Annotated in this window: 21 protein-coding genes; 4 read left to right on the forward strand and 17 right to left on the reverse strand. The window is 73.5% G+C overall.

Going from position 1 to position 21,580, the window contains the following annotated elements:
* Positions 1-4: 4 nt before the first annotated feature.
* The 5 genes from P696_RS0116990 to P696_RS0117010 form a co-directional block, all read right to left on the reverse strand.
* Entirely contained in the window at positions 5-2,107 is a 2,103-nt protein-coding gene (locus P696_RS0116990) for a hypothetical protein (protein ID WP_026413272.1), read from the reverse strand.
* A 222-nt stretch (positions 2,108-2,329) separates the two neighbouring features.
* Positions 2,330-3,055 (reverse strand): DUF981 family protein, encoded by a 726-nt coding sequence (locus tag P696_RS0116995; RefSeq protein WP_026413273.1) that lies wholly within the window; start codon positions 3,053-3,055, stop codon positions 2,330-2,332.
* A 61-nt stretch (positions 3,056-3,116) separates the two neighbouring features.
* Complete coding sequence (locus tag P696_RS0117000) at positions 3,117-4,598, reverse strand: pyridoxal phosphate-dependent decarboxylase family protein (RefSeq protein ID WP_051467775.1); 1,482 nt, start codon at positions 4,596-4,598, stop codon at positions 3,117-3,119.
* Positions 4,588-5,985: an MFS transporter gene (locus P696_RS46140; protein ID WP_084337647.1), complete on the reverse strand. Its 1,398-nt coding sequence runs from the start codon at positions 5,983-5,985 to the stop codon at positions 4,588-4,590. Before P696_RS46140 ends, P696_RS0117000 begins: the two co-directional genes overlap by 11 nt.
* Positions 5,982-6,575, reverse strand: a complete 594-nt coding sequence (locus P696_RS0117010; RefSeq protein WP_026413275.1) for a TetR/AcrR family transcriptional regulator — start codon at positions 6,573-6,575, stop codon at positions 5,982-5,984. The genes P696_RS46140 and P696_RS0117010 overlap by 4 nt, the downstream gene beginning before the upstream one ends.
* Positions 6,576-6,706: 131 nt before the next feature.
* On the opposite strand from P696_RS0117010, the gene P696_RS0117015 reads away from it, so the two are divergent.
* Positions 6,707-7,252: an NADPH-dependent FMN reductase gene (locus P696_RS0117015; RefSeq protein WP_026413276.1), complete on the forward strand. Its 546-nt coding sequence runs from the start codon at positions 6,707-6,709 to the stop codon at positions 7,250-7,252.
* 49 nt (positions 7,253-7,301) lie between these two features.
* Here P696_RS0117015 and P696_RS0117020 read toward each other — a convergent pair whose 3' ends face one another.
* The 7 genes from P696_RS0117020 to P696_RS0117050 form a co-directional block, all read right to left on the reverse strand.
* Complete coding sequence (locus P696_RS0117020) at positions 7,302-8,801, reverse strand: hydrogenase large subunit (RefSeq protein WP_051467776.1); 1,500 nt, start codon at positions 8,799-8,801, stop codon at positions 7,302-7,304.
* A complete protein-coding gene (locus tag P696_RS0117025) occupies positions 8,798-10,294 on the reverse strand; it encodes a proton-conducting transporter transmembrane domain-containing protein (protein WP_026413278.1) in 1,497 nt (498 codons plus the stop codon). The genes P696_RS0117020 and P696_RS0117025 overlap by 4 nt, the downstream gene beginning before the upstream one ends.
* Positions 10,294-10,953 (reverse strand): hypothetical protein, encoded by a 660-nt coding sequence (locus P696_RS0117030; protein ID WP_026413279.1) that lies wholly within the window; start codon positions 10,951-10,953, stop codon positions 10,294-10,296. Before P696_RS0117030 ends, P696_RS0117025 begins: the two co-directional genes overlap by 1 nt.
* Positions 10,954-10,963: 10 nt before the next feature.
* The gene (locus P696_RS0117035; protein ID WP_026413280.1) at positions 10,964-11,908 is read right to left on the reverse strand and encodes a respiratory chain complex I subunit 1 family protein; all 945 of its coding nucleotides are present in this window, start codon (positions 11,906-11,908) and stop codon (positions 10,964-10,966) included.
* Positions 11,905-13,920: a proton-conducting transporter transmembrane domain-containing protein gene (locus P696_RS0117040; RefSeq protein WP_026413281.1), complete on the reverse strand. Its 2,016-nt coding sequence runs from the start codon at positions 13,918-13,920 to the stop codon at positions 11,905-11,907. The genes P696_RS0117035 and P696_RS0117040 overlap by 4 nt, the downstream gene beginning before the upstream one ends.
* On the reverse strand, positions 13,917-14,402 hold the full coding sequence (locus P696_RS0117045) for an NADH-quinone oxidoreductase subunit B family protein (protein WP_026413282.1): 486 nt from the start codon (positions 14,400-14,402) through the stop codon (positions 13,917-13,919). The genes P696_RS0117040 and P696_RS0117045 overlap by 4 nt, the downstream gene beginning before the upstream one ends.
* 113 nt (positions 14,403-14,515) lie before the next feature.
* Positions 14,516-14,860, reverse strand: a complete 345-nt coding sequence (locus P696_RS0117050; protein ID WP_026413283.1) for an ArsR/SmtB family transcription factor — start codon at positions 14,858-14,860, stop codon at positions 14,516-14,518.
* 170 nt (positions 14,861-15,030) lie between these two features.
* Here P696_RS0117050 and P696_RS54515 point away from each other — a divergent pair, with 170 nt between their 5' ends.
* The gene (locus P696_RS54515) at positions 15,031-15,201 is read left to right on the forward strand and encodes a DUF3073 family protein (RefSeq protein ID WP_084337651.1); all 171 of its coding nucleotides are present in this window, start codon (positions 15,031-15,033) and stop codon (positions 15,199-15,201) included.
* 28 nt (positions 15,202-15,229) lie between these two features.
* Here the strand turns inward: P696_RS54515 and P696_RS46145 are convergent, their stop codons facing one another.
* A complete protein-coding gene (locus P696_RS46145; protein ID WP_051467777.1) occupies positions 15,230-15,865 on the reverse strand; it encodes a DUF6518 family protein in 636 nt (211 codons plus the stop codon).
* Positions 15,866-15,981: 116 nt separating this feature from the next.
* The gene (locus tag P696_RS0117065; RefSeq protein WP_026413284.1) at positions 15,982-16,851 is read right to left on the reverse strand and encodes a sigma-70 family RNA polymerase sigma factor; all 870 of its coding nucleotides are present in this window, start codon (positions 16,849-16,851) and stop codon (positions 15,982-15,984) included.
* A gap of 141 nt (positions 16,852-16,992) precedes the next feature.
* Between P696_RS0117065 and P696_RS0117070 the strand changes: the two genes are divergently transcribed.
* The gene (locus tag P696_RS0117070; RefSeq protein ID WP_026413285.1) at positions 16,993-17,448 is read left to right on the forward strand and encodes a carboxymuconolactone decarboxylase family protein; all 456 of its coding nucleotides are present in this window, start codon (positions 16,993-16,995) and stop codon (positions 17,446-17,448) included.
* 18 nt (positions 17,449-17,466) lie between these two features.
* On the opposite strand, the gene P696_RS46150 is transcribed toward P696_RS0117070, so the two are convergent.
* Both P696_RS46150 and P696_RS0117080 read right to left on the reverse strand, forming a co-directional pair.
* On the reverse strand, positions 17,467-18,735 hold the full coding sequence (locus tag P696_RS46150; RefSeq protein ID WP_051467778.1) for an MFS transporter: 1,269 nt from the start codon (positions 18,733-18,735) through the stop codon (positions 17,467-17,469).
* Positions 18,732-19,334, reverse strand: a complete 603-nt coding sequence (locus tag P696_RS0117080; RefSeq protein ID WP_034485528.1) for a DsbA family protein — start codon at positions 19,332-19,334, stop codon at positions 18,732-18,734. The genes P696_RS46150 and P696_RS0117080 overlap by 4 nt, the downstream gene beginning before the upstream one ends.
* A gap of 87 nt (positions 19,335-19,421) precedes the next feature.
* On the opposite strand from P696_RS0117080, the gene pdxR reads away from it, so the two are divergent.
* Complete coding sequence (pdxR, locus tag P696_RS0117085; RefSeq protein WP_245627698.1) at positions 19,422-20,873, forward strand: MocR-like pyridoxine biosynthesis transcription factor PdxR; 1,452 nt, start codon at positions 19,422-19,424, stop codon at positions 20,871-20,873.
* 69 nt (positions 20,874-20,942) lie between these two features.
* Here pdxR and P696_RS46155 read toward each other — a convergent pair whose 3' ends face one another.
* On the reverse strand, positions 20,943-21,452 hold the full coding sequence (locus P696_RS46155; protein WP_051467779.1) for a VOC family protein: 510 nt from the start codon (positions 21,450-21,452) through the stop codon (positions 20,943-20,945).
* Positions 21,453-21,580: the final 128 nt, after the last annotated feature.

The following is a 21,580-nucleotide window of genomic DNA, read 5'->3' on the forward strand; positions in this document are numbered from 1 at the left end:
GGGGTCAGCCTGTGCCGGGGCCGGCGAGGGCGCGATAGATGGCGGTGGCCTTCTCGGCGGCCCGGATGGCCTCCTCGCCGGGCGGGAGGTAGCCGGAGATGGCGTCAAGGTTGAACGCCGCGCTCTTGCGGGCCTCCTCGTTCGCGCCCGCGGCCTCCAGCCTGGTGGCGGCCTTGATGGCCTCGTCGCCGAGCCCGGCGCCCTTGCCCGGCTGCCCGGCCTGGCTGTACCGGGCCGTCAGGATGTGCAGCGAGGAGATGAGGCTGCCGAGGTAGTCGATGTTGTCGGGATGCGCCGCGGCCACGTCCCGGTACGCCTGAACCGCTTCTTCCATGGCAATCACCGCTTCGGAGATCCGGCCGGCCTGGGACAGCAATCCGTCCAACGCGATCAGGGCGGCGGCGAGGGCCGGCCGGCTGGGCTCTCCCTGCGCTCTCAGCGCCCTGACGGTCTGCTTGGCGCACGCGATCCTCTCCGCCTGCAGCCGTTCCGGCGTCGGCGGCTGCGGCGCGGGGACGGGCCCGATGTCGTAGCGCACGAGCCCGACGTTGGTGTGCACGTAGACGCGGCCGGTCGCGCCTTCGGCGGGAGTGCCGTTCGAGGACACCATCACCTGGGGGTTCGGCTGCTGCGGCCCGGCGGGGATCCAGTTCACGAGCCACTGCCCGGCGGGGAGGGACAGGGCGGAGAAGACCTCCACCTTCGTGTCGAGCAGGAACTGGTCGAGGACGAACACCTTGTCGGAGATGGAGATCGGCTGGAGGGTGTACCGGTTGTCCGGTTCCCACTGGCCGGTGTCGCAGTTGTAGCGTCCGCCTCCCCAGGAGCCGGGCAGCGGCCCCGGGGGCGGCTGGAGGTTCGGGACGTGCCTCCCGGGGAGGACGAGGCGGTAGCCGCTGACCATGAGACCGCTCCGGTCCATGCTCCAGGTCAGGCGGACCAGCCCTTGCAGGATGTCGGGGAGGTCGCTGTGGCGCTGGTAGCGGTTGCCGCTGTCGTCGCTTCCGAGGTGCTGGAAGCCCACGGCGTCCACGTCCCGGATCTTGCTCTTGACCATGCCGCGGACGACCTCGCCGAGGACGATGAGGTCGGTCGCGGCGATGATCACGCCCACGACGGGGCTGGCGATGCCGATGAGCAGTCCGCCGATGCCGCCGGATCCGAGGAAGCAGCGGAAGGCGTCCCAGTCCGAGGCGTCGCCGGCGATGTGGAGGTTCTCCTCGAGGACCGCCTTCGGCGGGTCGGACGCCGGAGGCTGGTCGGGGTGCTCCGGGCTGGGCCCCAGCCCGACGATGCGGACCGACAGGTTGGCGGTGACGTCCACCGAGAGGTCCACCGGGCCGAAGAGGGCCGGGCACGCGTTCGGTTTCCTCAGGGCGCAGTTGGCGACGGCGGCCCATCCCCACTCGGGCTGCCAGTCGAGGATGGGCGCCCAGTTCCCCCAGGCGGCGTGGGGGTTCTCCTCCACCACCGTGCCCTGGGGCGGCGGCGACAGCTGCTTGGCCAGCTGGCCCGCGAGGGCGTCCGCGAACACCTCGCCGGAGAGCCGGACGAGGAACGGGTTGCCGTCGTGCGGGGCCTGGTCCAGGTGGTTGGCGGGCGGGGCCGTGAGGTCGTCGGTCCCGGTCGTGGAGAACCGGAGCGTCACGTATCCGCCCGCGTGGTGGACGGCGCCCTCGACGAGGCCGGCCGCGTCGAGGGCGAGGCTGAACTGCCAGAGCGGCAGCCCGATGTCCTGCGGGGCCTGCCCGGGGATGTCGACGCGCCGCAGGTCGATCTCCAGCACCGCACCCAGGATCCAGATGCGGAGCCAGAACACCGCGGCCGTCCCGTGCGGTTCCGCGTGCGGGTCGGCCTCCAGGTCGGCGATCGAGAGGTGCCGGACGGTCACGTCCGCGCGGGCGGTCATCATGTTCGCGGGCGGCGGCGACCCGTCGGGTGTCGCGTCCAGCCGGAGCGAGCCGGGACCGGCCCAGTCGATGCCCGTGACGAGCTGGCCGTCCGGGAGCCCGCGGAACGTCCGCACCCGGACGGGCGACTCGGTGAGCATGAGCAGCAGGACGTCGCGGAAGAACGCCTCCCTGAACTCCGCCTCGACCAGCGCCATCGCCCACCGCTCCCCAGGTGAGGGCGTCCCCCCGCGGGCCTGGATCGCCCTGGGACGGCCGCCGTGACTCCCCGAACGGGACGTGCCCGCCCATCATCCCGCGAAGGCGTGATCGAATAAATCGTCCGCTTTGGCAGCACTTGGCCATCACGACGATGCCGTTTTCCGAGCGTTTCGGCGGCGGCCTCTGCTATGCCGAAGCCCCCCGTGTGGGACGCGGCGTCAGGACGTGTTGATGATGAGGCCGATGTGGGTGAAGTAGTTCAGCGCGCCGAAGAGCAGGAACAGGACGCCCGCGACCGTCCAGACGACGCCGATCACCTTGACGATCCAGCCCGACGGGGTGCGCAGCGCGAACGGGAAGAGCACCGCGCCGATGCCGACCAGCACGTACAGGCCGGAGATGAACGTCGCCTCCAGCCACTTCTGGTCGGCGAACTGGCCCGAGATCGGCTCCTGGGGCGGGGCGGCGAAGAGCTGGTACTTCCACCCCGCCGCGGCGATGCCGAAGCACGCCAGGCCCATGCCGAACACGAAGATCGAGAGCGGCCCGGCGAGCCGGGCGACCAGCTCGGGCCGGTCCGGGGCCTCGTTGACCGCCTCGCCGCGCTTCCAGAGGAAGAGCGCGGCGACCAGCAGCATCACGCCGAACGCCAGGGACGGCTCCCCGAAGATGACGTTGTCGAACGGGAAGCCCTGACCGGCCAGCGGCCAGGTGAGCGTCATGTGGAGGCCCGTGAGGGTGAGGACGAGGCCGAGCGCGGTGAAGGCCAGCGCCCACCCCGCGGGTTCGACCCGGTGCGGGCTCAGCAGCCGCCGTGCCAGCCCCACGACCAGGAGCAGTCCCGCGCCCGCGGCGACCGCCATGATCGTGTTGTAGGTCGGCATCCGGGCCCAGTCGATCCTCAACTCGGGCCCGGCCGCCGCCATCCAGGCAAGATCATTCATGCTACGCAGAGTAGCAACGCGAATCTGTTGAGTAATGTCTCGGGGTGGTCGTTCCGCCTGGTCAGAGGGCGTCGGAGTACAGAACGGACAGGAAGCGGACCAGCAGGCCCTCGCGGGTGGCGGCCGGGAGCGCGTCCAGGACGGTGTTGACGAACGCCATCTCCGGCTCGGCGCCGCCGTCCAGCTGGACGCCCACCGCGCTGAGCAGGCCCGCGAAGTCGGCGTCGGTCATGCCGTCCAGGTCGAGGGAGCGCAGCGCGTCCACCAGGTCGGACGGGACGTCGGGCGGGCCCACCGCGCGGGCGGCCTCCGCGGCCTCGGCGAGGGCCTCCAGCAGGGCCTCGACGTCGGTGACGCCGGTCAGGGTGAAGTGCAGGTTCGCGGGGATCCCCTGGTGGCTGAGCTGCGGCTGGAAGAACCAGCCGCGCGCGCGGGCCTCGTCGGCGACGACGAAGACGTCCAGCGCGGGATCGTCGGAGGTGACCGCGACGAGCGGCACGGCCGGGTCGCCGAGGACGCGGAGTCCGGGGATCTCGGCCACGCCCGCGCGCAGCCGGTCGGCGGCGGCCATCGCCGACGCGGCCAGCTCGCGGTAGCCGTCCGCGCCGAGCGCGCGCAGCGTCGCCCAGGCCGCGGCGAGCGGGCCCGCGCTCCGGCTGCTCTGCACGGTCGAGTTGATCACCGTGTAGCCCGGCCACTCGGCGGACGCGTAGTAGGCGCGGCGGCGCAGCGCCTCGTCCGCGAACAGCACGACCGATGCGCCCTTAGGCGCATAACCGTATTTGTGCAGGTCACAGGAGAGGGACGTGACGCCCGGCACCGACAGGTCGAACGGCGGGACCTCGCGTCCGTCCGCTCCGTCCAGGAACGGCAGGACCCAGCCGCCGACGCACGCGTCCACGTGGCACAGCACCCCGGCTCCGGCGGCGATCGCGGCGATCTCCTCGACCGGGTCCAGGACGCCTTGGGGGTAGGACGGCGCGGAGCACACGACCAGGACGGTCCGCGGGGTGAGCGCGGCGCGGGTGGCCTCGGCGTCCGCGCGGAAGGTCTCCGGGTCGACCGGGACGGTCACGACCTCCAGCCCCAGGTAGTGCGCGGCCTTCCGGAACGCGGGATGGGCCGTGGACGGCAGGACCAGCTCCGGACGCCCCTCGACGGGCCGGGCGTCCCGCGCGGCCTTCACCGCCAGCATGATCGACTCGGTGCCGCCGCTGGTGAACACGCCGGGCGTGCCCGCGTCGCCGCCGAGCCGCGCCGCGACCGCCGCGACGACCGCCCGCTCCAGCGCGACGATGCTGGGGAACGCCGTCGGGTCCAGGCAGTTCACCTCCAGCAGTTCGCGGTGCGCGGTGGCGGCCAGGTCGTGCACGGCGTCGCGTCCGGTGTCGTAGACGTAGGCGGTCACCTTGCCGCCGCGCACGGGCAGGTCCCCTTCGCGCAGGCGCGCGAGCTCGGCCAGGACGGCGTCCGCCGGACGCCCGCTCTCGGGCAGGGCGGTTTCCGGCAGGACGGGTGTGGACTGCGTGGATTCAGACGGCATGAGGTTGCGGCTCCCCGGTGGATCGGTGGGCGGCGGCCAGCCCGCGATAGGCCAGCAGCATCGGGACGCTGAGCAGCAGCAGGACGGCCGGGACGACCGTGTACCCGGCGGTCAGCCCGGTCAGCGCCGAGTCCGGCTGCCGGACGGGCGCGTCCAGGTCGGACGAGTGGAAGGACGTCACCGCGAGGATCAGCGCGAACACGCCCGGCCCGAGGGCCATCGCGCCGGTCTCGGCGGCCGTCCAGATGCCGGTGAACGCGCCCGGCTGCGCCTGCCCGGTCCGTCCGGCGTCGGCGTGGACGGTCTCGGGCAGCAGGGACAGGGGAAGGAGCTGCAGGGCCGCGTAGCAGACGCCGACCAGTGCCGTCAGCGCGAGGACGACCCCCGTGGTCCCGGACGTGACGGCGGGCAGCAGCGCAACGTCCGCCACCGCGAACAGCACGACCGCGGCGACATAGCAGCCGACGTGACCGTACTTCGCGGCGAGCCGTCGCCACAGCGGGACGGCCAGCGCGCTCGGGCCGACCATGCACACGAACATCACCGAGGTCAGGCCGTGATCGTCCAGCCGGTACACCGCGATGTAGGGCGCCCCGGCGAGCATCACCGCGATGGCGAGCGACTGCGCCGCGTACGCGCCGAGCAGCGCGAAGAAGGGCCGGTTGCCCCGGGCGGCGCGCAGCGCGGCGGCCAGCCCGAGCGGACGCGGCCCCGGACGCGCCGGGATCCAGCGGGTCGCGAGCGCGCTGGCGACCATCGCCGCGCCCATCAGCAGCCCGACGGCCACACCCATGACGGCGTGCCCGCCGCGTCCCCCTCCGGCGGCGTCCGACAGCGCGGGGGCCGCGCCGCCCGCCAGCAGGATCCCGGCCGTCAGGCAGACGATCCGCCACGCCATCGCGCGGCCCCGCTCGGCGGGCACTCCCGAGATCTCGGCGGGCAGCGCGACGTACGGCACCTGGAAGCAGGCGAACGCGCTGGCGGCGAGCAGGAACGCCAGGCCCGACCAGATCGCGGCGAACCCCGCGCCGTCCACCGGAGCGGCGAACATCGCGGCGAACAGCACCGGCAGCGTCACCGCCCCGGCGAGCAGCAGCCGGGTGCGCCGTCCGGTGCGGACGGCCTCCCGGTCGCTGGCCGCGCCGACGACCGGGTTGAGCAGGACGTCCCACGCCTTCGGGACGACCAGGACCGCGCCCGCGACCCCGGCCGCGACGCCCATGACATCGGTCAGGTAGTACAGGAGCAGCAGCCCGGGGACGGCGGAGAACACGCCGGTGCCGACCGACCCGATCCCGTAGCCGAGCAGCCGCCGCCGCGACAACGCGGTCGCCTGGGACGGCTCGGTCTCCCGGGAAGGCGAAGGAACCCGGGACGGCCCGGTCACGGCGCGAGCCCGAGCGTGGCGGTCACCATGCGCCGCATGTGGGCGCGGAAGCGGATCAGGGCGCTCGGGTCGTCCATCCGGTGCCGTCGCCCGTCGCCGCGCAGCACCCCGCCGCGCGCGAACCCGTGGGTGCACCAGATGACGCTCCACACCAGGTACTCGACGTCGATGTCGTCCCCGGCGACCCTGCCGACGGCGTCGGCGACCATCTGCATCAGGGGCTGGACGTAGGCGTTCTCCAGGTGCGCCACGTCCGACGCGTCCGACAGCCACCGGTGCACCCACAGGGACGGGATGTCGGGGTTCGCCGCGCAGAAGTCGACGTAGCGGTCGAGCAGCCGCATCACCCCCTCCACGTCCGGGGTGAGGTCGGCGGTCGCCTCCTCCAGGGCGGCGCGCTCCCGCTGGTGCGCCCGCTCCATGATGGCCAGGTACAGGTCCCGCTTGTTGCCGACGTGGTAGGCGACCGTGGCGATGTTCAGCCCGGCGGCCTCCGCGATCAGGCGCGTGGACGTTCCGTCGTACCCGAGCTCCGCGAAGAGCCCGGTCGCGACATCGAGGATCCGCTCACGGGCGGAGTCGACGCTCATGGCGCACAACCTAGAACCCCTCCCGCGCATCCGTCAATCACTTGATGGAACCCCGTCGTCCCCGGTGGGGCGGGGATTTTCCGGTGCCGGGGAGGCATTCGGGCGAGGTGGCGGGGCGCTACGTTGAGGTGATGGAGAATTCTGTGATCTTGCTACTGAGCGGCAGCCTGCGTGCCGATTCGTCCAACGAGGTCATGCTGCGGACGGCCCTGGACGTGGCCCCGCCCGGCGTCCGCGCGGTCCGCTACACCGGGCTGGCCGACCTGCCCCACTTCAACCCCGACGACGACGCCGACCCGCTCCCGGCGCCGGTGACCGGTCTGCGCGCCGCGATCGACGAGGCGGACGCGCTGCTGATCTGCACCCCCGAGTACGCGGGCACCCTGCCCGGTTCGTTCAAGAACCTGCTCGACTGGACCGTCGGCGGCAACGAGATCGGCGACAAGCCGTCCGCCTGGGTGAACGTCGCGGCTCCGGGGCGTGGCGGCGGCGCCGAGGCCACGTTGCGCACCGTCCTCGGCTACACGGGCGCGGCGATCGTGGACGAGGCGTGCGTCCGCCTCCCGGTCGACCGCGGCCAGGTGAACGACGACGGCGTCATCACCGACCCCGAGGTCAGAGCCCGTCTGGCGAAGGCGATGGACAGCCTGCTGAGCGCAGCCTCTGCCGAAGCGTGACCTGCGGTGCGCCGCGAGAGTCCGAGGCCGTCGCGGCGCAGCGGCCGCGTCAGAGGTCGTTGCCCGCGTAGGAGAGGTTGAAGCTCTTGTTGACCAGCGGGAAGTCCGGGACGATCGCGCCGGTCAGGGCCACCGGCAGGGCGGGCCAGTTGAAGAAGGACGGGTCGACGATCTTCGTGCGGGACAGCGTCCCGTCGGCGGCCAGCTCGACCCGGTGGACGATCGTCCCGCGCCAGCCCTCGGCCACGCCGATCCCGGACGCCCGTTCGCCCGGGGCCGACAGCGGAGGCCAGTAGCTGGTCAGGCCGGGGGACATGCCGTAGGCCAGGTCGGTCACCAGCGCGACGGACGCCGCGATCTCCTCCGCCCGGACCTGGAAGCGCGCCAGCACGTCCCCGGACGTCCGGGTCGCGACGGCCAGCGCCGGACGAAGGTCGGTGATCGGGTGGTCGCGGCGGGCGTCGACGTCGAGCCCGCTCGCGCGGGCGACGTACCCGAGTGTGCCGAGGTCGCGGGCCGCGTCCAGGGGGAGCGGCGCGGTCCCGGTGAAGCGGTCGAGGACGACGGTGTGTCCGAGGGCCAGGTCGACCAGTTCGGCGACGTCGGCGGCCAGCGCCCTCAGGGCGGCGGCGTCGGGGACCGCGAGCAGCAGGGCCCCGCCCGGCACGACGCCGCCGCGCAGCAGCCGGTGCCCGGTGGTGGCCGCGTTCAGCCTGAGCAGCTGCTCCCGGACCCGGCCGAACTGGGCGTTCAGGATCGAGTGGCCCACGTCGTTGCACAGCGCGCCGAGGTCGGTGACGTGGTTGTAGAGGCGTTCGAGCTCCAGCAGCAGGGCCCGCGCCCGCTGCGCGCCGGGGGAGACCCGCACGCCCGCCGCGTCCTCGACGGCCAGGCAGAACGCCAGCGCGTGACCGACGGCGGTGTCGCCGCTGACCCGCTCGGCGAGCGGCAGCGCGTCCACCGGGAGACGGCCCTCGAACAGCTTCTCCAGGCCCTTGTGGACGAACCAGAGCCGCGCCTTCAGCTTCAGGATGCTCTCGCCGACGACCGAGAACCGGAAGTGGCCGGGTTCGATCATCCCGGCGTGCACCGGCCCGACCGGGATCTCGTACACGCCCGCGCCCCCGACCTCCATGAACGGGTAGGGGCCCTCGGGGTCGCCGAACTCCGGCGGCGGCCCGGCGTCGGCGCGCATCGGGTACCAGCCGCGCGGCCAGTGGTGGTGCCGGACGAGCCGGTGCGGCAGCGGGTGGTCCGCCGGGACGATCCCGTACAGGTCCCGCATCTCGCGTTCGAACCGTCCGGCCGGGAAGCTCAGGTGCGCCAGGCTCGGCACCACCGGGTCGGACGGGTCGAGCCGGACGTGCAGCTCGGCCCGCCGGTCGGGGGAGTCCCCGGACGCGGCCAGGGTGAACAGGTACACCACGCGCAGCGACCCGTCCGGGTCCTCGTGCGCGGCGGTCAGGGCGAGCCGGTGCCCGGCGTCCAGCAGCGCGGCGGCGCGCGCGGGCAGCCGGCCGGCGGGGACCTCGGTGACGGTGACGTTCAAGGACGGCCTTCTAGAACGGCGGCGGCGTGGTTCAGGAGCGAGTCCAGCGGCCAGGCGGTGACGCCCAGCGCCGCACAGGCGGCGAGCCCCAGCAGCAGGGCCAGGGCGGCGGAGACGGCGGGACGGATCGGAGCCGCGGGGATGGTCGCCGCCCCCGGTCCCGGTTGCCGGGACGGAGCGCCGAGCAGCATACGCCCCGTCCGGGCGGCGATCCCGGCGAGGACGACGGCCAGCAGCGCGAGCGCGATCCCGACCGCCCAGCCGAGCCCGGCGTCGAACCCGGCGCGGAAGATCCCGAGCTCGCTGGCGAACAGGCTGAACGGCGGGAAACCCAGCAGCGCGAGCAGCCCGGCGCCGAAGCACCCCGCGACCAGGGGGCCGCGCGTGAGCAGGCCGCGGGCCGCCTCGATCCGGCTGCTCCCGACCGCCTGGTGCACGAACCCGGACGCCAGGAAGGCGACGGACTTGGCCAGCCCGTGCCCGAGGACGTGCAGCAGCACGGCGGTCAGGGCCAGCGGCGTCCCGATCGCCGTGCCGAGCGCGAGCAGTCCCATGTGCTCGATGCTGGAGTAGGCGAGCAGCCGCTTGTAGTCGCGCTGGGCCAGCAGCAGCGAGGCGGCGACGGCCAGGGACGCCAGGGCGACGATCAGCAGCAGCGTCCGCGTGAAGCCGGCGCCGAGCGCCGCGTCCGCGATCACCCGGACGCGCAGCACCGCGTAGAACGCGACCGACAGCAGCACCCCGGACATCAGCGCCGACACCGGCGCGGGGGCCTGACTGTGCGCGTCCGGCAGCCACGCGTGCATCGGCGCCAGCCCGGCCTTGGTGCCGAACCCGAGCACCAGCAGCGCGACCGCGATCCGCGTCACGCCGGCGTCCAGGCCGTCCGCGTGCCGCACCAGGGACGCCCAGTCCAGCGCCCCGGCCTCGGGGACGTGCGCGTGCCGCGCGGCGAAGTGCAGCAGCACCACCCCGAGGAACGCCAGCGCGATCCCGGCCGAGCAGATCACGACGTACTTCCACGCGGCCTCGGTCGCGTTGCGCGTTCGCCGGAACCCGACGAGGAACGCCGTCAGGATCGTCGTCGCCTCGACCGCGACCCACAGGATGCCGAGGCTCGCCGCCAGCACGGCCAGCGCCATCGCCGCGACGAACGCCTGGCTGAGCATCCCGTACCGCCGTAGATCGGCGTCCGTGGCGTGCCCCTCGGCCTTCTCGGCGGCCAGATAGGACGGCGCGGCCAGCGACGCCAGCAACGCCACCGCCCCGATGACGATCACCATGTAGGCGCTCAACGCGTCCGCCCGGAGGAACCCGTCCAGCCCGGTGCGCGGACGGGACGAGACGGACGCGGCCAGCGCGATCCCCGCGCCCAGCAGCCCGGCCGAGGCGAGGACGCCCAGCCAGGCCGTGCCACGCCGCCAGCCGAACACGGCGTGCAGTCCGGCGGCGAGCAGCGGCAGGACGGGCGGAACCAGCAGCAGAACGGTCATCAGTCGCGCAGCTCCCGCAGGTCGTCGAGGTCGGTGCCGCCGAACGCGGCGCGCATCCGCGTGGTCAGCACCCGCAGCACCAGTACCGCGAGCAGGACGTCCAGGGACACCCCGAGCTCCACCGCCAGCGGCACGCCCGAGGTGGTGAGGAAGGCCAGCGCCGTGATCCCGTTGTCCACCAGCAGGAACCCGACCACCTGGGACAGCGCGCGGCGGCGCGTCACCAGCACGAAGAACCCGATGAGCACCACGGTCACCGCGACCGGCGCGGCGTGCGTCGCGGGCGACGGCTCGAGCGCCACGACCGGACGCGTCACGGCGTAGGAGAGCAGCGCCAGCAGCGCCGCGACCACGAGCGAGGCGGCCACGTTCACCAGCGGCTCGGTCTCGCGGCCCGCGCCGCCCGCCCGCATCGCGCGGCGCAGCAGCAGCGGGAGCAGCAGGCCGCGCAGCACCCCGGCCCCGGCGGCCAGCGCCACCAGGCCCGCGTCGTGCGCGTGGACGCCGAGCACGGCGACCAGCGCGGCCAGCGCGACGCCCTGCGCGGCGAACAGCCGGACGATCGCCCGCAGGTCGCGCCGCCACAGCACCAGCACGGCCGCGAGCACCAGCGCGCCGCAGGTCAGGTCCAGCAGTTGGACGTACACGGTCTCGGTCATCGCCTCCGCCTCAGACCAGGAAGTAGGACGCGGCGACGGCGAGCACCGCCATGACGAACGAACCGGCCAGCAGCTCGGGCACGCGGAACATCCGCAGCTTGGCCATGAACACCTCACCGGCCGCCAGCGTCCCGCCGAGCAGCGCCACCTTCAGCGCGAACACCACGACCGCGACCGGCAGCATCACCAGGGACGCCCCGGCGATGCCCCACGGCGCGAAGAGGTTCGCGAACAGCCCCAGCAGGACGGTCAGCCGCATCGCCGAAGCCCACTCGACCAGCGCCAGGTCCGGCCCCGCGTACTCCAGCACCATCGCCTCGTGGATCATCGTCAGCTCCAGGTGCGTGGACGGGTTGTCCACCGGCAGCCGCCCGGTCTCGGCGATGACGACGACCGCGAGCGCGACCGCCGCCAGCAGGCTGACCGGCGAGACCACCAGCTCGGGCCGGTGCAGCGTGGACGTCACGATCGCGCCGAGGTCGGTGGACCCGACCCGCGCCGACAGCGCGAACACCGACATCAGGATCGTCGGCTCCACCAGCGCCAGGACGACCACCTCCCGGCTCGCGCCCATCCCGCCGAACGCCGTCGCGGTGTCCAGCCCGGCGAGCGCGAGGGCGACCGTCCCGAGCGCCAGCAGCGCCGTGACGGCGAACAGGTCGGCCGAGCCGTCCAGCGGGGACGCGGTGGTCACGATCGGCACCACGGCCGCCGCGACCAGCGCGGTGCCCGCCAGGACGAGCGGCGCGAGCCGGAACACCGGCCCGGTGCCGTCCGGGGCGATGGCCTCCTTGCGCAGTAGTTTCCGCAGGTCACGCCATGGCTGCCAGACGCCCGGCCCGGCGCGCCCCTCCATGCGGGCGCGCACCTGCCGCATCAGCCCGACCAGCAGCGGCGAGCCCGCGCCGACCAGCAGCACCTGCGCCGTCGCGCCGACGATCCCGGCCGCCGTCATCGGGTCACCGCCAGGACGATCAGGACGCCGGTGAAGGCGCAGAAGCCGTAGCCGAGATAGCGGTGCACGCTGCCGTTCCCCAACCCTCGCGCGACCCGGCCGAACCACGCCGCCGCCGCGATCACCGGACGGTAGATCCGGTGCTCGATCCGGTCGCCGAGCCGCGCCCGGTAGGTCACGCTCTCCACCAGGTAGGCCGACTCGGCGAGCGGCGTGACGTCCACGTCCGTCTCGGGCGCGAGGACGTTGTCGAAGACCCGCTGCAGGGGCTCGGCGAACGACGTCGCCGTGTACTCCATGCGCGCCGACGTCGGCCCCATGCCGCAGTCCCAGAGCCGGGCCCGGCGCCGCGCCCGCCGCATCACGGTCACCCGCAGGACGGCCAGGACCAGGATCAACGCCACCGCGATCCACAGCGGCGACAGCGTGCTCGCCACCCCGTGCAAACGCAGCGTCACCGGCCCGGTCACCGCGTCCGGCCCCGGAACCACCACCCGGACGGCCCGCGCGATCCCCGGAAGCACGGAGACCGGACCGAGCGCGAGCACCACGCAGCACGCCGCCGCGAGCGACATCCCAAGCAGCATCGCGCGCGGGCTTTCGGTGGCCCTCTCAGCCTTCTCACTACGCGCCCGCGCGAGGAATCCGACGCCGAACGCCTTCACGAACGTCGCCACGGCCAGCCCGGCCGTCAACGCGACGACCGCGACGGCCAGCGGCATCGTGACGGCCACGGCCGTCCCGCCCGACCCGAGCGCCTTGACCAGGCCCTGAAGCAGCAGCCACTCGCTCACGAACCCGTTGCCGAGCGGCAGCGCCGACGCTCCCAGCGCGCCCAGCCCGAACAGGACGGTCGTGACCGGCATCCGCGTCCGGAGCCCGCCCAGCGCGTCCAGGTCACCGGTCCCGGCCGCCCGCACCACCGACCCGGCGGCCAGGAACAACAGTGTCTTGAAGCCTGAATGGTTCACCAGGTGCAGCAGCGCGGCGGTCATCGCCAGCGCCGCCAGCGGCCTCGCGCCCGCGCGGTCGAGCAGCCCGGCCGCCCCCACCCCGATCAGGACGAGCCCCATGTTCTCGCAGGTCGAATAGGCCAGCAACCGCTTGAGGTCGGTCGCCACGGCCGCCTGCAGGATCCCGTACAGCGCCGACCCCGCGCCCGCCGCGAGGACCAGAAGCCACCACCACGCCGGACCGCCGCCCAGCAGGTCGAACCCCACCCGGACGATCCCGTACACGCCGAGGTTCACCATCGCGGCGCTCATCAGCGCCGACACGTGAGCGGGCGCCTCGGGATGCGCGCGCGGCAGCCACACGTGCAGCGGGACGATCCCCGCCTTGGACGCGCACCCGACGAACACGGCCAGGAACACCGCCGCCCGCACGCCGGGGGACAGCCCCCGCCCCGCCTCCCGCAGCCGCGCGAACGACTCGCCGTGCGCCGCCGCCGCGAACCCGACCAGCCCGCCGAGCAGGACGACCATGCCCAGCTGCGTCATCACCGCGTACCAGAGCCCGGCCTCCCGGACGCTCGTCCGATGCCGGTGCTCGGCCAGCACCAGCAGCAACGACGCGACCGCCATCAGCTCCCAGGCCAGCAGGAACGTCGTCACGCTCGCCGCTGCGGGCACCAGCAGCATGGACGCCAGGAACAACGGCGTCACCGCCTGGACGGCCCGTCCGTCCAGCGCGTGATCCCCATGCGGACGGCAGTAGGCGATCCCGTAGACCCCGGCGCAAACCCCGACGGCCCCGGTGACGGCGATGAACAACCCGCCGAGGCCGTCCACCGCCAGCCGCGTCCCGGCCAGCGGCACCACGTCCGGCAGCCACGCCGACCAGGGGTGCCCCGCGAACGCCGCGACGCCCGCGACCACACCCGCCGCGCCCGAGACGGCCGTGCACACCCCGGCCCCCAGCGGACGGACCCGCCGCGGCAGCGCGATCCCCGCGACCGCGCCGAGCAGCCCGGCCGCCAAGGCCACCACGAACGGGGCCGACGACCCCGTCACCGGCCGGTGAGCCCGCGAAGCGCGGCCACGATCGCCTCGGGCGCGGGCGGGCAGCCCGGCACCTCGACGTCCACGGGCACCACGTCCGACACCGCGCCCTCGACCCCGTAGGCCTCCGCGAACACCCCGCAGTTGCGCGCGCAGTCGCCGAGGGCGACCACCAGCCGCGGCTCCGGGACGGCCTCGTAGGTGCGGCGCAGCGCCATCCGCATGTTCCGGGTCACCGGCCCGGTCACCACCAGCGCGTCGGCGTGCCGGGGCGAGGCCACCAGCCGCGCGCCGTACCGCTCGGCGTCGTACACCGGCCCGAACGCCGAGGCGATCTCCACCTCGCAGCCGTTGCACGACCCGGCGTCCACATGCCGGATCTGGACCGATCCGCCCAGCTCACGGGCCTTGTCCGGCATCTCGGCGTCCGGCCGCTCCGGCGGGGGCTCGGCCACCCGGCCGGTCGCGCGGATCTTGCGCAGCAGCTGTCTCACGGCGTCCTCGGAGAGTGGGTCCTCGTGGTGGCGCGCACGAGATGCCGATGTGCGCAATTGCTGATTTTAGCAATTGCTCGGGACGCTCGTGCCACACCCGCCACTTCAGACCATCAGGACGAGCCGGGCCGCCCGGACGCGCGTAGATCGTCCAGGAGACCGGCCTGCTCGGAGAGCACCCCGGTCAGGATCCCCCGGGCCACCGCCAGTAGTTCGGCGATCCGCGGGCTGGTCAGGGAGTAGATCACCGTCGCGCCCTCCTTGCGGGACGCCACCAGCCCGGCGCGCCGCAGCACGGCCAGCTGCTGGGACAGGTGCGCGGGCTCGATCCCGACCACGGGCAGCATCTCGGCGACCGCGTGATCGCGCTCGCTGAGCAGCTCCAGCACCCGGATCCGCGCCGGGTGCCCCAGGGTTTTGAAGAACTCGGCCTTCAGCTGGTACAGCGGCGCGCTCACGGCTTCCGACCCATCGACGTCGCCCCCAAACCGATCACCTGTCCTCCGCGAACCCTCAGGTCGCGAGACTAGCAAGCCACTGATCGTCCCCGACCCCGAGACGAGTTGCCGAATTGTGCAATTGCCTATACTGGCAAACCGCACAGCAGGCGCCGGGAGGACGGACACCCATGGGACGAGGCCGAGCCAAGGCCAAGCAGGCCAAGGTCGCACGCAAGCTGAAGTACACCGAGCACACGACCGACCTGGACCGGCTGAGCCGCGAACTGGCCACCCCGCCGGTCCCCGCGCCCGCGCCCCGGGACGACCAGGACCACGCCCCGGAACAGGCGAACCACTGAGCCGTGAAGGCGCCGCCCGGCGGCGCCTTCACACCGCGCCGCGGCCCCTCACGCCGCGCCGCCATGTGACGGTGACGAGCACGATGCACGCGATCGCCGCCGTCACCACGATCAGCTGCCCGATCGCGACGATCCGCAGGTTGCGGCCGGGCGGAACCACCACCATCTGCATGAGCGCCCCGACCGGAACGGTCAGCCGCGCGAGCAGCCCGACCACGGTGGGCCGCCGGGTCCACACGCCCGCGAGCCCCAGCGGGATCCCGAACACGACGCTGGCCAGGTACCAGAACACCGGCTCGGACTCGTACCAGTGGACCGCCCCACGGACGGCGTCCACCATGCTGTAGGTGGTCGTGGCCGCGATCAGGCTCAACGCACCGGCCGCGGCGCCCAGCAGCATCGCCACCCGGGCGTCGCGCTCGGACCGGGTGACCAGCCAGCCCAGCGCGACCGCCAGCCCCGCCCAGGCCCACCCGGAGTCCAGCAACGTGCTGGCGATCTCCAGCGGCGACGCCCCGTGGGTCGTGGCGGCCCGGCTGTCCAGATCCGCGAAGTGCGCGGACAGCCCATTGAGCAGCGAGGTAGCCGCCCCGAACCCCGCCCCGACCACCAGGGCCACGCCCAAGGCCCGCGCCCGCACCAGCCCCGTCCGCCCCTCAGTCACAGATCCCCTCCCTGAACCGCCCGCCTGTCGGCGCTCCGCCCTCCCCAATGATCCAACACCCAACACGACAAAAGACCCGAAGTGAACAATCCACACATCGGCGGAGCCCGCGAGGGTCAGGTGACCCAGGAGGGGACGAGTTGGCCGAGGCGGGCGGGGTCGGTCAGGCCGTGGATGGCGGTGACGGCGCCGCTTTCGACCGTGAAGGCCATCACCGTGACCGGGCGGCCGTTCACGGTGATGAGGACGCCGGGGACGCCGTCCACGAGGGCCGGGTGCGACCGGGCGTGCGGGACGGCGAACCGTGCCGCCTGGGCGGCGACCTTGGACGCGCCGCGGATGACGGCCAGGCCCTCGGGGCCCTGGGCCCGCAGTTCGACCTCGGGCGCGAGGGCGCTCAGGAGCCCGGCGACGTCGCCTCTCCCGGCGGCGGCCAGGAACGCGTCGACGACCTCACGGGCGGCGGCGTTGGTGTCGGTGGGGGTCCCTGAACGCAGCCGTCCGCGCGCCCGGCTCGCGAGCATCTTGGTCGCGGCGGTGCTCCGGCCGAGGATGGCCGCGATCCCGCTGAAGGGGACGTCGAAGACGTCGTGAAGCACGAACGACACCCGTTCCGCCGGGGTCAGGGCGTCCATGACGACGTACAGCGCGAGGCCGACCGAGTCGGCGAGGACGGCCTCGCGCTCGGGGTCGATCCGGGCGTTCCCGTCCGGTTCCCGGGGGAGCGAGCCCACGTGCAGTTCGAGCGGCTGCTCGCCCCGCACCCCGCGCCGGCGCAGGACGTCCAGGCAGATCCGGCCGGTCACCGTGGTGAGCCAGCCGCGCAGGTCCTCGATGTCGCCGAGGCCGGTCCGCGCGAGCCGGAGCCACGTCTCCTGGACGGCGTCGTCCGCGTCGGCGTGTGAGCCGAGCACGCGGAACGCGATCGCGTGCAGGTAGGGGCGCTGGATCTCGAACCGCGCGGCGAGATCGTCCTGGTCGGTCACTGTTCTCCCTGGCGTGCGGCGGTGTCACCACAAGGACGCGCCGGACGCCGGAAAGGTGACCCCCGGGCCCGCGTTACCTCTCGCCGGGCCCGGACGTCGTGGTCGCGTACACCGATCGATCACCATCCTCCTGGAGGACAGATGACTTCGCGCATCCAGAACGCGGCGGTCTCACCCGACTTCACCAAGGGCGTCCAGCATCTCTTCAAGGACGTGTACTCCGGCGGCGTCCCGCGCGAGACGCTGGAGCTGGTCCACCTGCGCGCGAGCCAGATCAACGGGTGCAGCGCCTGCGTCGACGCCGGTGTCACCGGGGCGACCAAGGCGGGCGTCTCCCCGGACAAGCTGCACGGCGTCGCCGCCTGGTACGAGAACCCGGTCTTCGACGACGCCGAGCGGGCCGCGCTGGCGCTCGCCGAGGCGGCGACCCGGCTGGCGGACCGTCCCGGCGCGGTCACCGACGAGATCTGGGACGAGGCCGCCAAGCACTACGACGAACGCCAGCTCGGCTCCCTGGTGCTGATGGTGGCGATCACCAACCTCTTCAACCGCATCAACACCACCTTCCGCACCCCCGCCGGGACGGCGTGGAACTGACGCCCGGCCCATGACCGGTCACCGGACGGCACGTGCCGCGCGTGCCGTCCGGGCCGGTCGCTCCCCGGTCGAACCGGCCAGGGCGAGCCGGACGACCGGACCCACGGCAAGCCCACTGAGCAGGAACAACGCGCCCAGCACCAGCCAGCCCGAGGGCCCCTGGCCGACGAGCAGCCAGGTCAGGACCAAAGGCCCCGCCATCCGCGCGAGCTGCGGGGCCATGCCGAAGAAGCCCTGGTACTGCCCCTGCCGCCCGTCCGGCGCGAGCCCGAAGCCGAGCTCCGCGGCGCTCGCGCCGTGCAGCATCTCGGCGAACACCTGGATCAGGGCGGCGGCGACGAGGATCGCGACGGCGGCGACCGCCCCCACAGGGGCCGCCGACGACGCGAAGACCGCGCAGGCCGCGAGCATCAGCGCCCCGGCCCGACGGGAGGCCCGGACGGCCCCGCGCGGACCGTCCACCCGCCTGCTCACGCGGACCTGGAACAGCACGACGGTCAGCATGTTGACCACCAGGATCACCGCGGCCGTCGAGCCCGGGGCCTCGGTGCGCCGGACGATCCACAGCGGCAGCCCGAGGCTGAGGATCGGCATGTTCAGGTACATGACGGCGCTCAGCAGCATGAGCATCGCGTACGGACGGTCCCGCAGCACGGCCGCGCGAGGCCCGCCCGGCGGACGCCCGGTGTCGCCCGGAACGACCTCGGGAAGCCGCCGGAGGATGACGGCCGCGACGACGAAACTCACCGCGTCCATGGCGAGGACCGCCCGGTAGGACGCGGCGTCGTCGAAGGTCAGGGCCAGTCCCCCCAGACCGGCGCCGACGGCCAGCCCCGCGTTGAGCGTGGACTGCAGGTGGGCCCGGACGACCGTCCGCCGGGCGGGTTCCACCAGGCCCGCGAGCAGCGCCTGCCGCGCCGAGTTCAGCCCGCCCTGGCAGCACGCGTACACGCACACGACGAGGACGAACAGCGGGAACGACCTCACGACGAGCAGCCCGCCGAGGGCCGCCGCGGTCGCGAGGGCCAGCGCCACCGTGACGCGGCGCGGGCCCCGGCGGTCGGCCAGGTGGCCGAGCGGGACCCCGGCCAGCATCCCGCAGGCCCAGCCGACCGTGAGCGCGATCCCGACCCGGGACGGCGAGACCCCCACGACCCGCGTGAAGAACAGCGCCGAGGTCGCGTAGAACGCCCCGTCCCCGATCGAGTTGGCCAGCTGCCCGAGCGCCAGGACGCGTCCCGGCCCCGCGGGCGGGAGCCCCGGGAACCCCCGGGCCGGACGCCTCATCCGACGCGCGGGGATTCGGTGCGTCCGCGCTTCAGCTCGAAGAACCCCGGCGCGGCCGTGACGAGCAGGACGCCGTCCCAGAGGCGTCCGGCGTCCTCACCGCGCGGGACGGGCGTGACGACCGGCCCGAAGAACGCGTTGACCTTCCCGTCCGGCCCCGGGACGTGGATCGAGGGCGTCCCGAGGTTCTCGCCGACCGGGTCGAGCCCGGCGTGATGACTCGCCCGCAGCGCCTCGTCGAAGTCGTCGGCCTCGGCGGCGTCGGCGAGCCCGGCGTCCAGGCCGATCTCGTCCAGGGCGCTGAGGTACAGCTCCCGCCCGATCGGCGTCTTGTCGTGGTGGATGCGGTTTCCGAGCGCGGTGTACAGGTCCCGCAGGACGGGCGTCCCGTACTTCTGCTCGGCCGCGATCGCCACGCGGACCGGCCCGAGCGTGTCGGCGAGCCAGCGCTCGTACCACTCCTCCAGCCCCTCGCGGCCGTCGTTCAGCAGCCAGAGGCTCATCACGCGGAACCGCACCTCCACGTCGCGGACGCGTTCCACTTCGAGCAGCCAGCGGGAGGTGTTCCAGGCCCAGGGGCACTTCGGGTCGAACCACATGTCGACGGAGGTCAAGGACGTACTCCAAGGTCGTTCATTTTCCGGTGATCCCAGTCAACGGCCTACGATTGGCGTCAGGAAGTGCCAATGACCGCATACCTCGATGGGCCAATCGCGATCGACCTGCACATCAGCCTCGACGGACCCGGCGACCTCGCCACCCGCATCCACCGGCGGATCCTGGACGCGATCCTGGACGGACGCCTGCGGCCGGGGGAGCGCCTCCCTCCCACCCGCGAGCTCGCGCGCCGCCTGGACGTGTCGCGCAACACCGTCTCCGTCGCCTACGAACGCCTGACCGCCGAGGGCCTGCTGGTCGCCCGGGTCGGATCCGGCACGTTCGTCGGCCGCGCGCCCGTCGGGCGTCCCCGCGACGTCCCGGAAGGCCATGCCGCCCGCCCGCGTCCGATCTGGGACGTCCCGGCGCGGCCCCCGAACGCCGGATCGGCGTCCTTCCCCTACGACTTCCGCGTCGGCACGCCCGACCCGGACCTGTTCCCGCTCCCCGTCTGGCGGCGGCTGCTCACCGCCGAGTGGCGCGCCGCGACCGTCAGGACCACCGGATACGGCGACCCCGCCGGGCACCACGGCCTGCGCGAGGCCGTCGCCCGCTCCACCGGGCTCTCCCGCTCGGTCCGCGCGAGCGCCGACGACGTGCTGGTCACCCAGGGCGCGCAGCAGGCGCTCGACCTCATCGGACGCGTCCTGATCGAGCCCGGCGACACCGTGGCCGTCGAGGACCCCGGCTACCCGCCCGCCCGCCACCTGTTCCGCACGCACGGCGCCCGCGTCACGCCCGTCCCCGTCGACCGCGAGGGGCTCGACGTGAACGCGCTCCCGGACGGCGCGCGCCTGGTCTACGTGACACCCTCGCACCAGTTCCCGCTGGGCACGCCGATGTCGCTGGCCCGCCGCGCCGCCCTGCTCGACTGGGCCGGACGCCACGACGCGGTGATCGTCGAGGACGACTACGACAGCGAGTTCCGCTTCTCCGACCGTCCCCTGGATCCGCTCCAGAGCCTTGACCGCACCGGACGCGTCATCTACGTCGGGACCTTCTCCAAGACCCTCCTGCCGATGCTGCGCGTCGGCTTCCTCGTCGCGCCCGCCTCGCTGCGACCGGCGCTGCGCGCGGCCAGGCAACTCACCGACTGGCACGGCGATCCCGCGACCCAGGGCGCGCTCGCCCGCTTCATCGACTCGGGTGAGCTGCCGCGCCACATCCGCAAGGCCACCCGCACCTACGCCGCCCGCCACGAGCTGATCGCCGAGGCCCTCACCGGCGACCTGGCCGCCTGGCTCGACCCCGTCCCGTCAACGGCGGGCCTGCACCTGTGCGCCCTCCTCAAACCGGACGCCCCGGTCGACGTCCCCGCCGTGCTGCTCAGGGCCAGAGAACTCGGCGTCGCCGCCGAGGACCTGACGAACTACTGCGACGACGTCCGCCGCCCCGGCATCGTCCTCGGCTACGGCGCCATCCCGACCGACCGCGTCCGGACGGGCCTCGCCCTCCTCGCCAGGTCGTTCAACGACGTCTAGTCACACCGGACGGCACCCGTCCCCGGCCAGGACGGCCCGCAGAGCCTGGGTGCCGCCGAGACGTCCGGCCTATTCGGCCTGCTCCTCCGGCGCGCCCTGCGGCTCGTCGCGGACGGTCAGGTCGTACTTCTGCGGGTCGCGGAAGCGGAACGCGTGGCCGCCGGGCGGCATGTGCCCGATCTCCCACCAGTTCCTGTCGAGGTCCTGCACGTAGAACGCGTACGTCCCGTGCTGGTCGACGGGCTTGGTCATCTTCCGGATGCCGTACTCCTCGCGGACGGCCGAGAGCGTGGCGTGCGCGTCGTCGACCTCCTCGCGGGTGCCCACGTCGAGCCCGTTGTGCCCGAGCAGCGGCATCTCGTGCTGCTCGGCCTTCGGCGTCTCGACGGCGACGTACACGTGGTCGCCTCCGAGGCGCACGAGCAGTCCGATCGGCGCGTGCTGGAGCACCTCGAGCCCGAGCACCTCCTCATAGAACCGCCGCGACTCCTGAAGGTCGATCACCTCCAGCGTCCCGTGCGAAAGGAACCGCGTCTTCAGCAGCGGCTCCTTCTCCGACCGCCGCGTCATCCCGGCCATGAAACTCCTTCTCCAAAAGTCCTCGCCCCCGGATGAATGCCGTCCCCGCCCGCAGTGTGCCACCCCGCCAACCCGATGCGCACACCCTTCCGACCAGTAAGTACTTCCGGTTCCGCAACGGCAGTGCC

Origin of the sequence: Actinomadura oligospora ATCC 43269, from assembly GCF_000518265.1 — a bacterium.
Classification (GTDB): domain Bacteria; phylum Actinomycetota; class Actinomycetes; order Streptosporangiales; family Streptosporangiaceae; genus Spirillospora; species Spirillospora oligospora.

Excerpts from the sequence above, each read along its gene's own strand:
- P696_RS0116990 (WP_026413272.1), bottom strand. The coding sequence starts at position 2,107 with ATGGCGCTGGTCGAGGCGGAGTTCAGGGAGGCGTTCTTCCGCGACGTC.
- P696_RS0116995 (WP_026413273.1), bottom strand. The coding sequence starts at position 3,055 with ATGAATGATCTTGCCTGGATGGCGGCGGCCGGGCCCGAGTTGAGGATC.
- P696_RS0117000 (WP_051467775.1), bottom strand. The coding sequence starts at position 4,598 with ATGCCGTCTGAATCCACGCAGTCCACACCCGTCCTGCCGGAAACCGCC.
- P696_RS0117010 (WP_026413275.1), bottom strand. The coding sequence starts at position 6,575 with ATGAGCGTCGACTCCGCCCGTGAGCGGATCCTCGATGTCGCGACCGGG.
- P696_RS0117015 (WP_026413276.1), top strand. The coding sequence starts at position 6,707 with ATGGAGAATTCTGTGATCTTGCTACTGAGCGGCAGCCTGCGTGCCGAT.
- P696_RS0117025 (WP_026413278.1), bottom strand. The coding sequence starts at position 10,294 with ATGACCGTTCTGCTGCTGGTTCCGCCCGTCCTGCCGCTGCTCGCCGCC.
- P696_RS0117030 (WP_026413279.1), bottom strand. The coding sequence starts at position 10,953 with ATGACCGAGACCGTGTACGTCCAACTGCTGGACCTGACCTGCGGCGCG.
- P696_RS0117035 (WP_026413280.1), bottom strand. The coding sequence starts at position 11,908 with ATGACGGCGGCCGGGATCGTCGGCGCGACGGCGCAGGTGCTGCTGGTC.
- P696_RS54515 (WP_084337651.1), top strand. The coding sequence starts at position 15,031 with ATGGGACGAGGCCGAGCCAAGGCCAAGCAGGCCAAGGTCGCACGCAAG.
- P696_RS0117070 (WP_026413285.1), top strand. The coding sequence starts at position 16,993 with ATGACTTCGCGCATCCAGAACGCGGCGGTCTCACCCGACTTCACCAAG.
- P696_RS46150 (WP_051467778.1), bottom strand. The coding sequence starts at position 18,735 with ATGAGGCGTCCGGCCCGGGGGTTCCCGGGGCTCCCGCCCGCGGGGCCG.
- P696_RS0117080 (WP_034485528.1), bottom strand. The coding sequence starts at position 19,334 with ATGTGGTTCGACCCGAAGTGCCCCTGGGCCTGGAACACCTCCCGCTGG.
- pdxR (WP_245627698.1), top strand. The coding sequence starts at position 19,422 with ATGACCGCATACCTCGATGGGCCAATCGCGATCGACCTGCACATCAGC.
- P696_RS46155 (WP_051467779.1), bottom strand. The coding sequence starts at position 21,452 with ATGGCCGGGATGACGCGGCGGTCGGAGAAGGAGCCGCTGCTGAAGACG.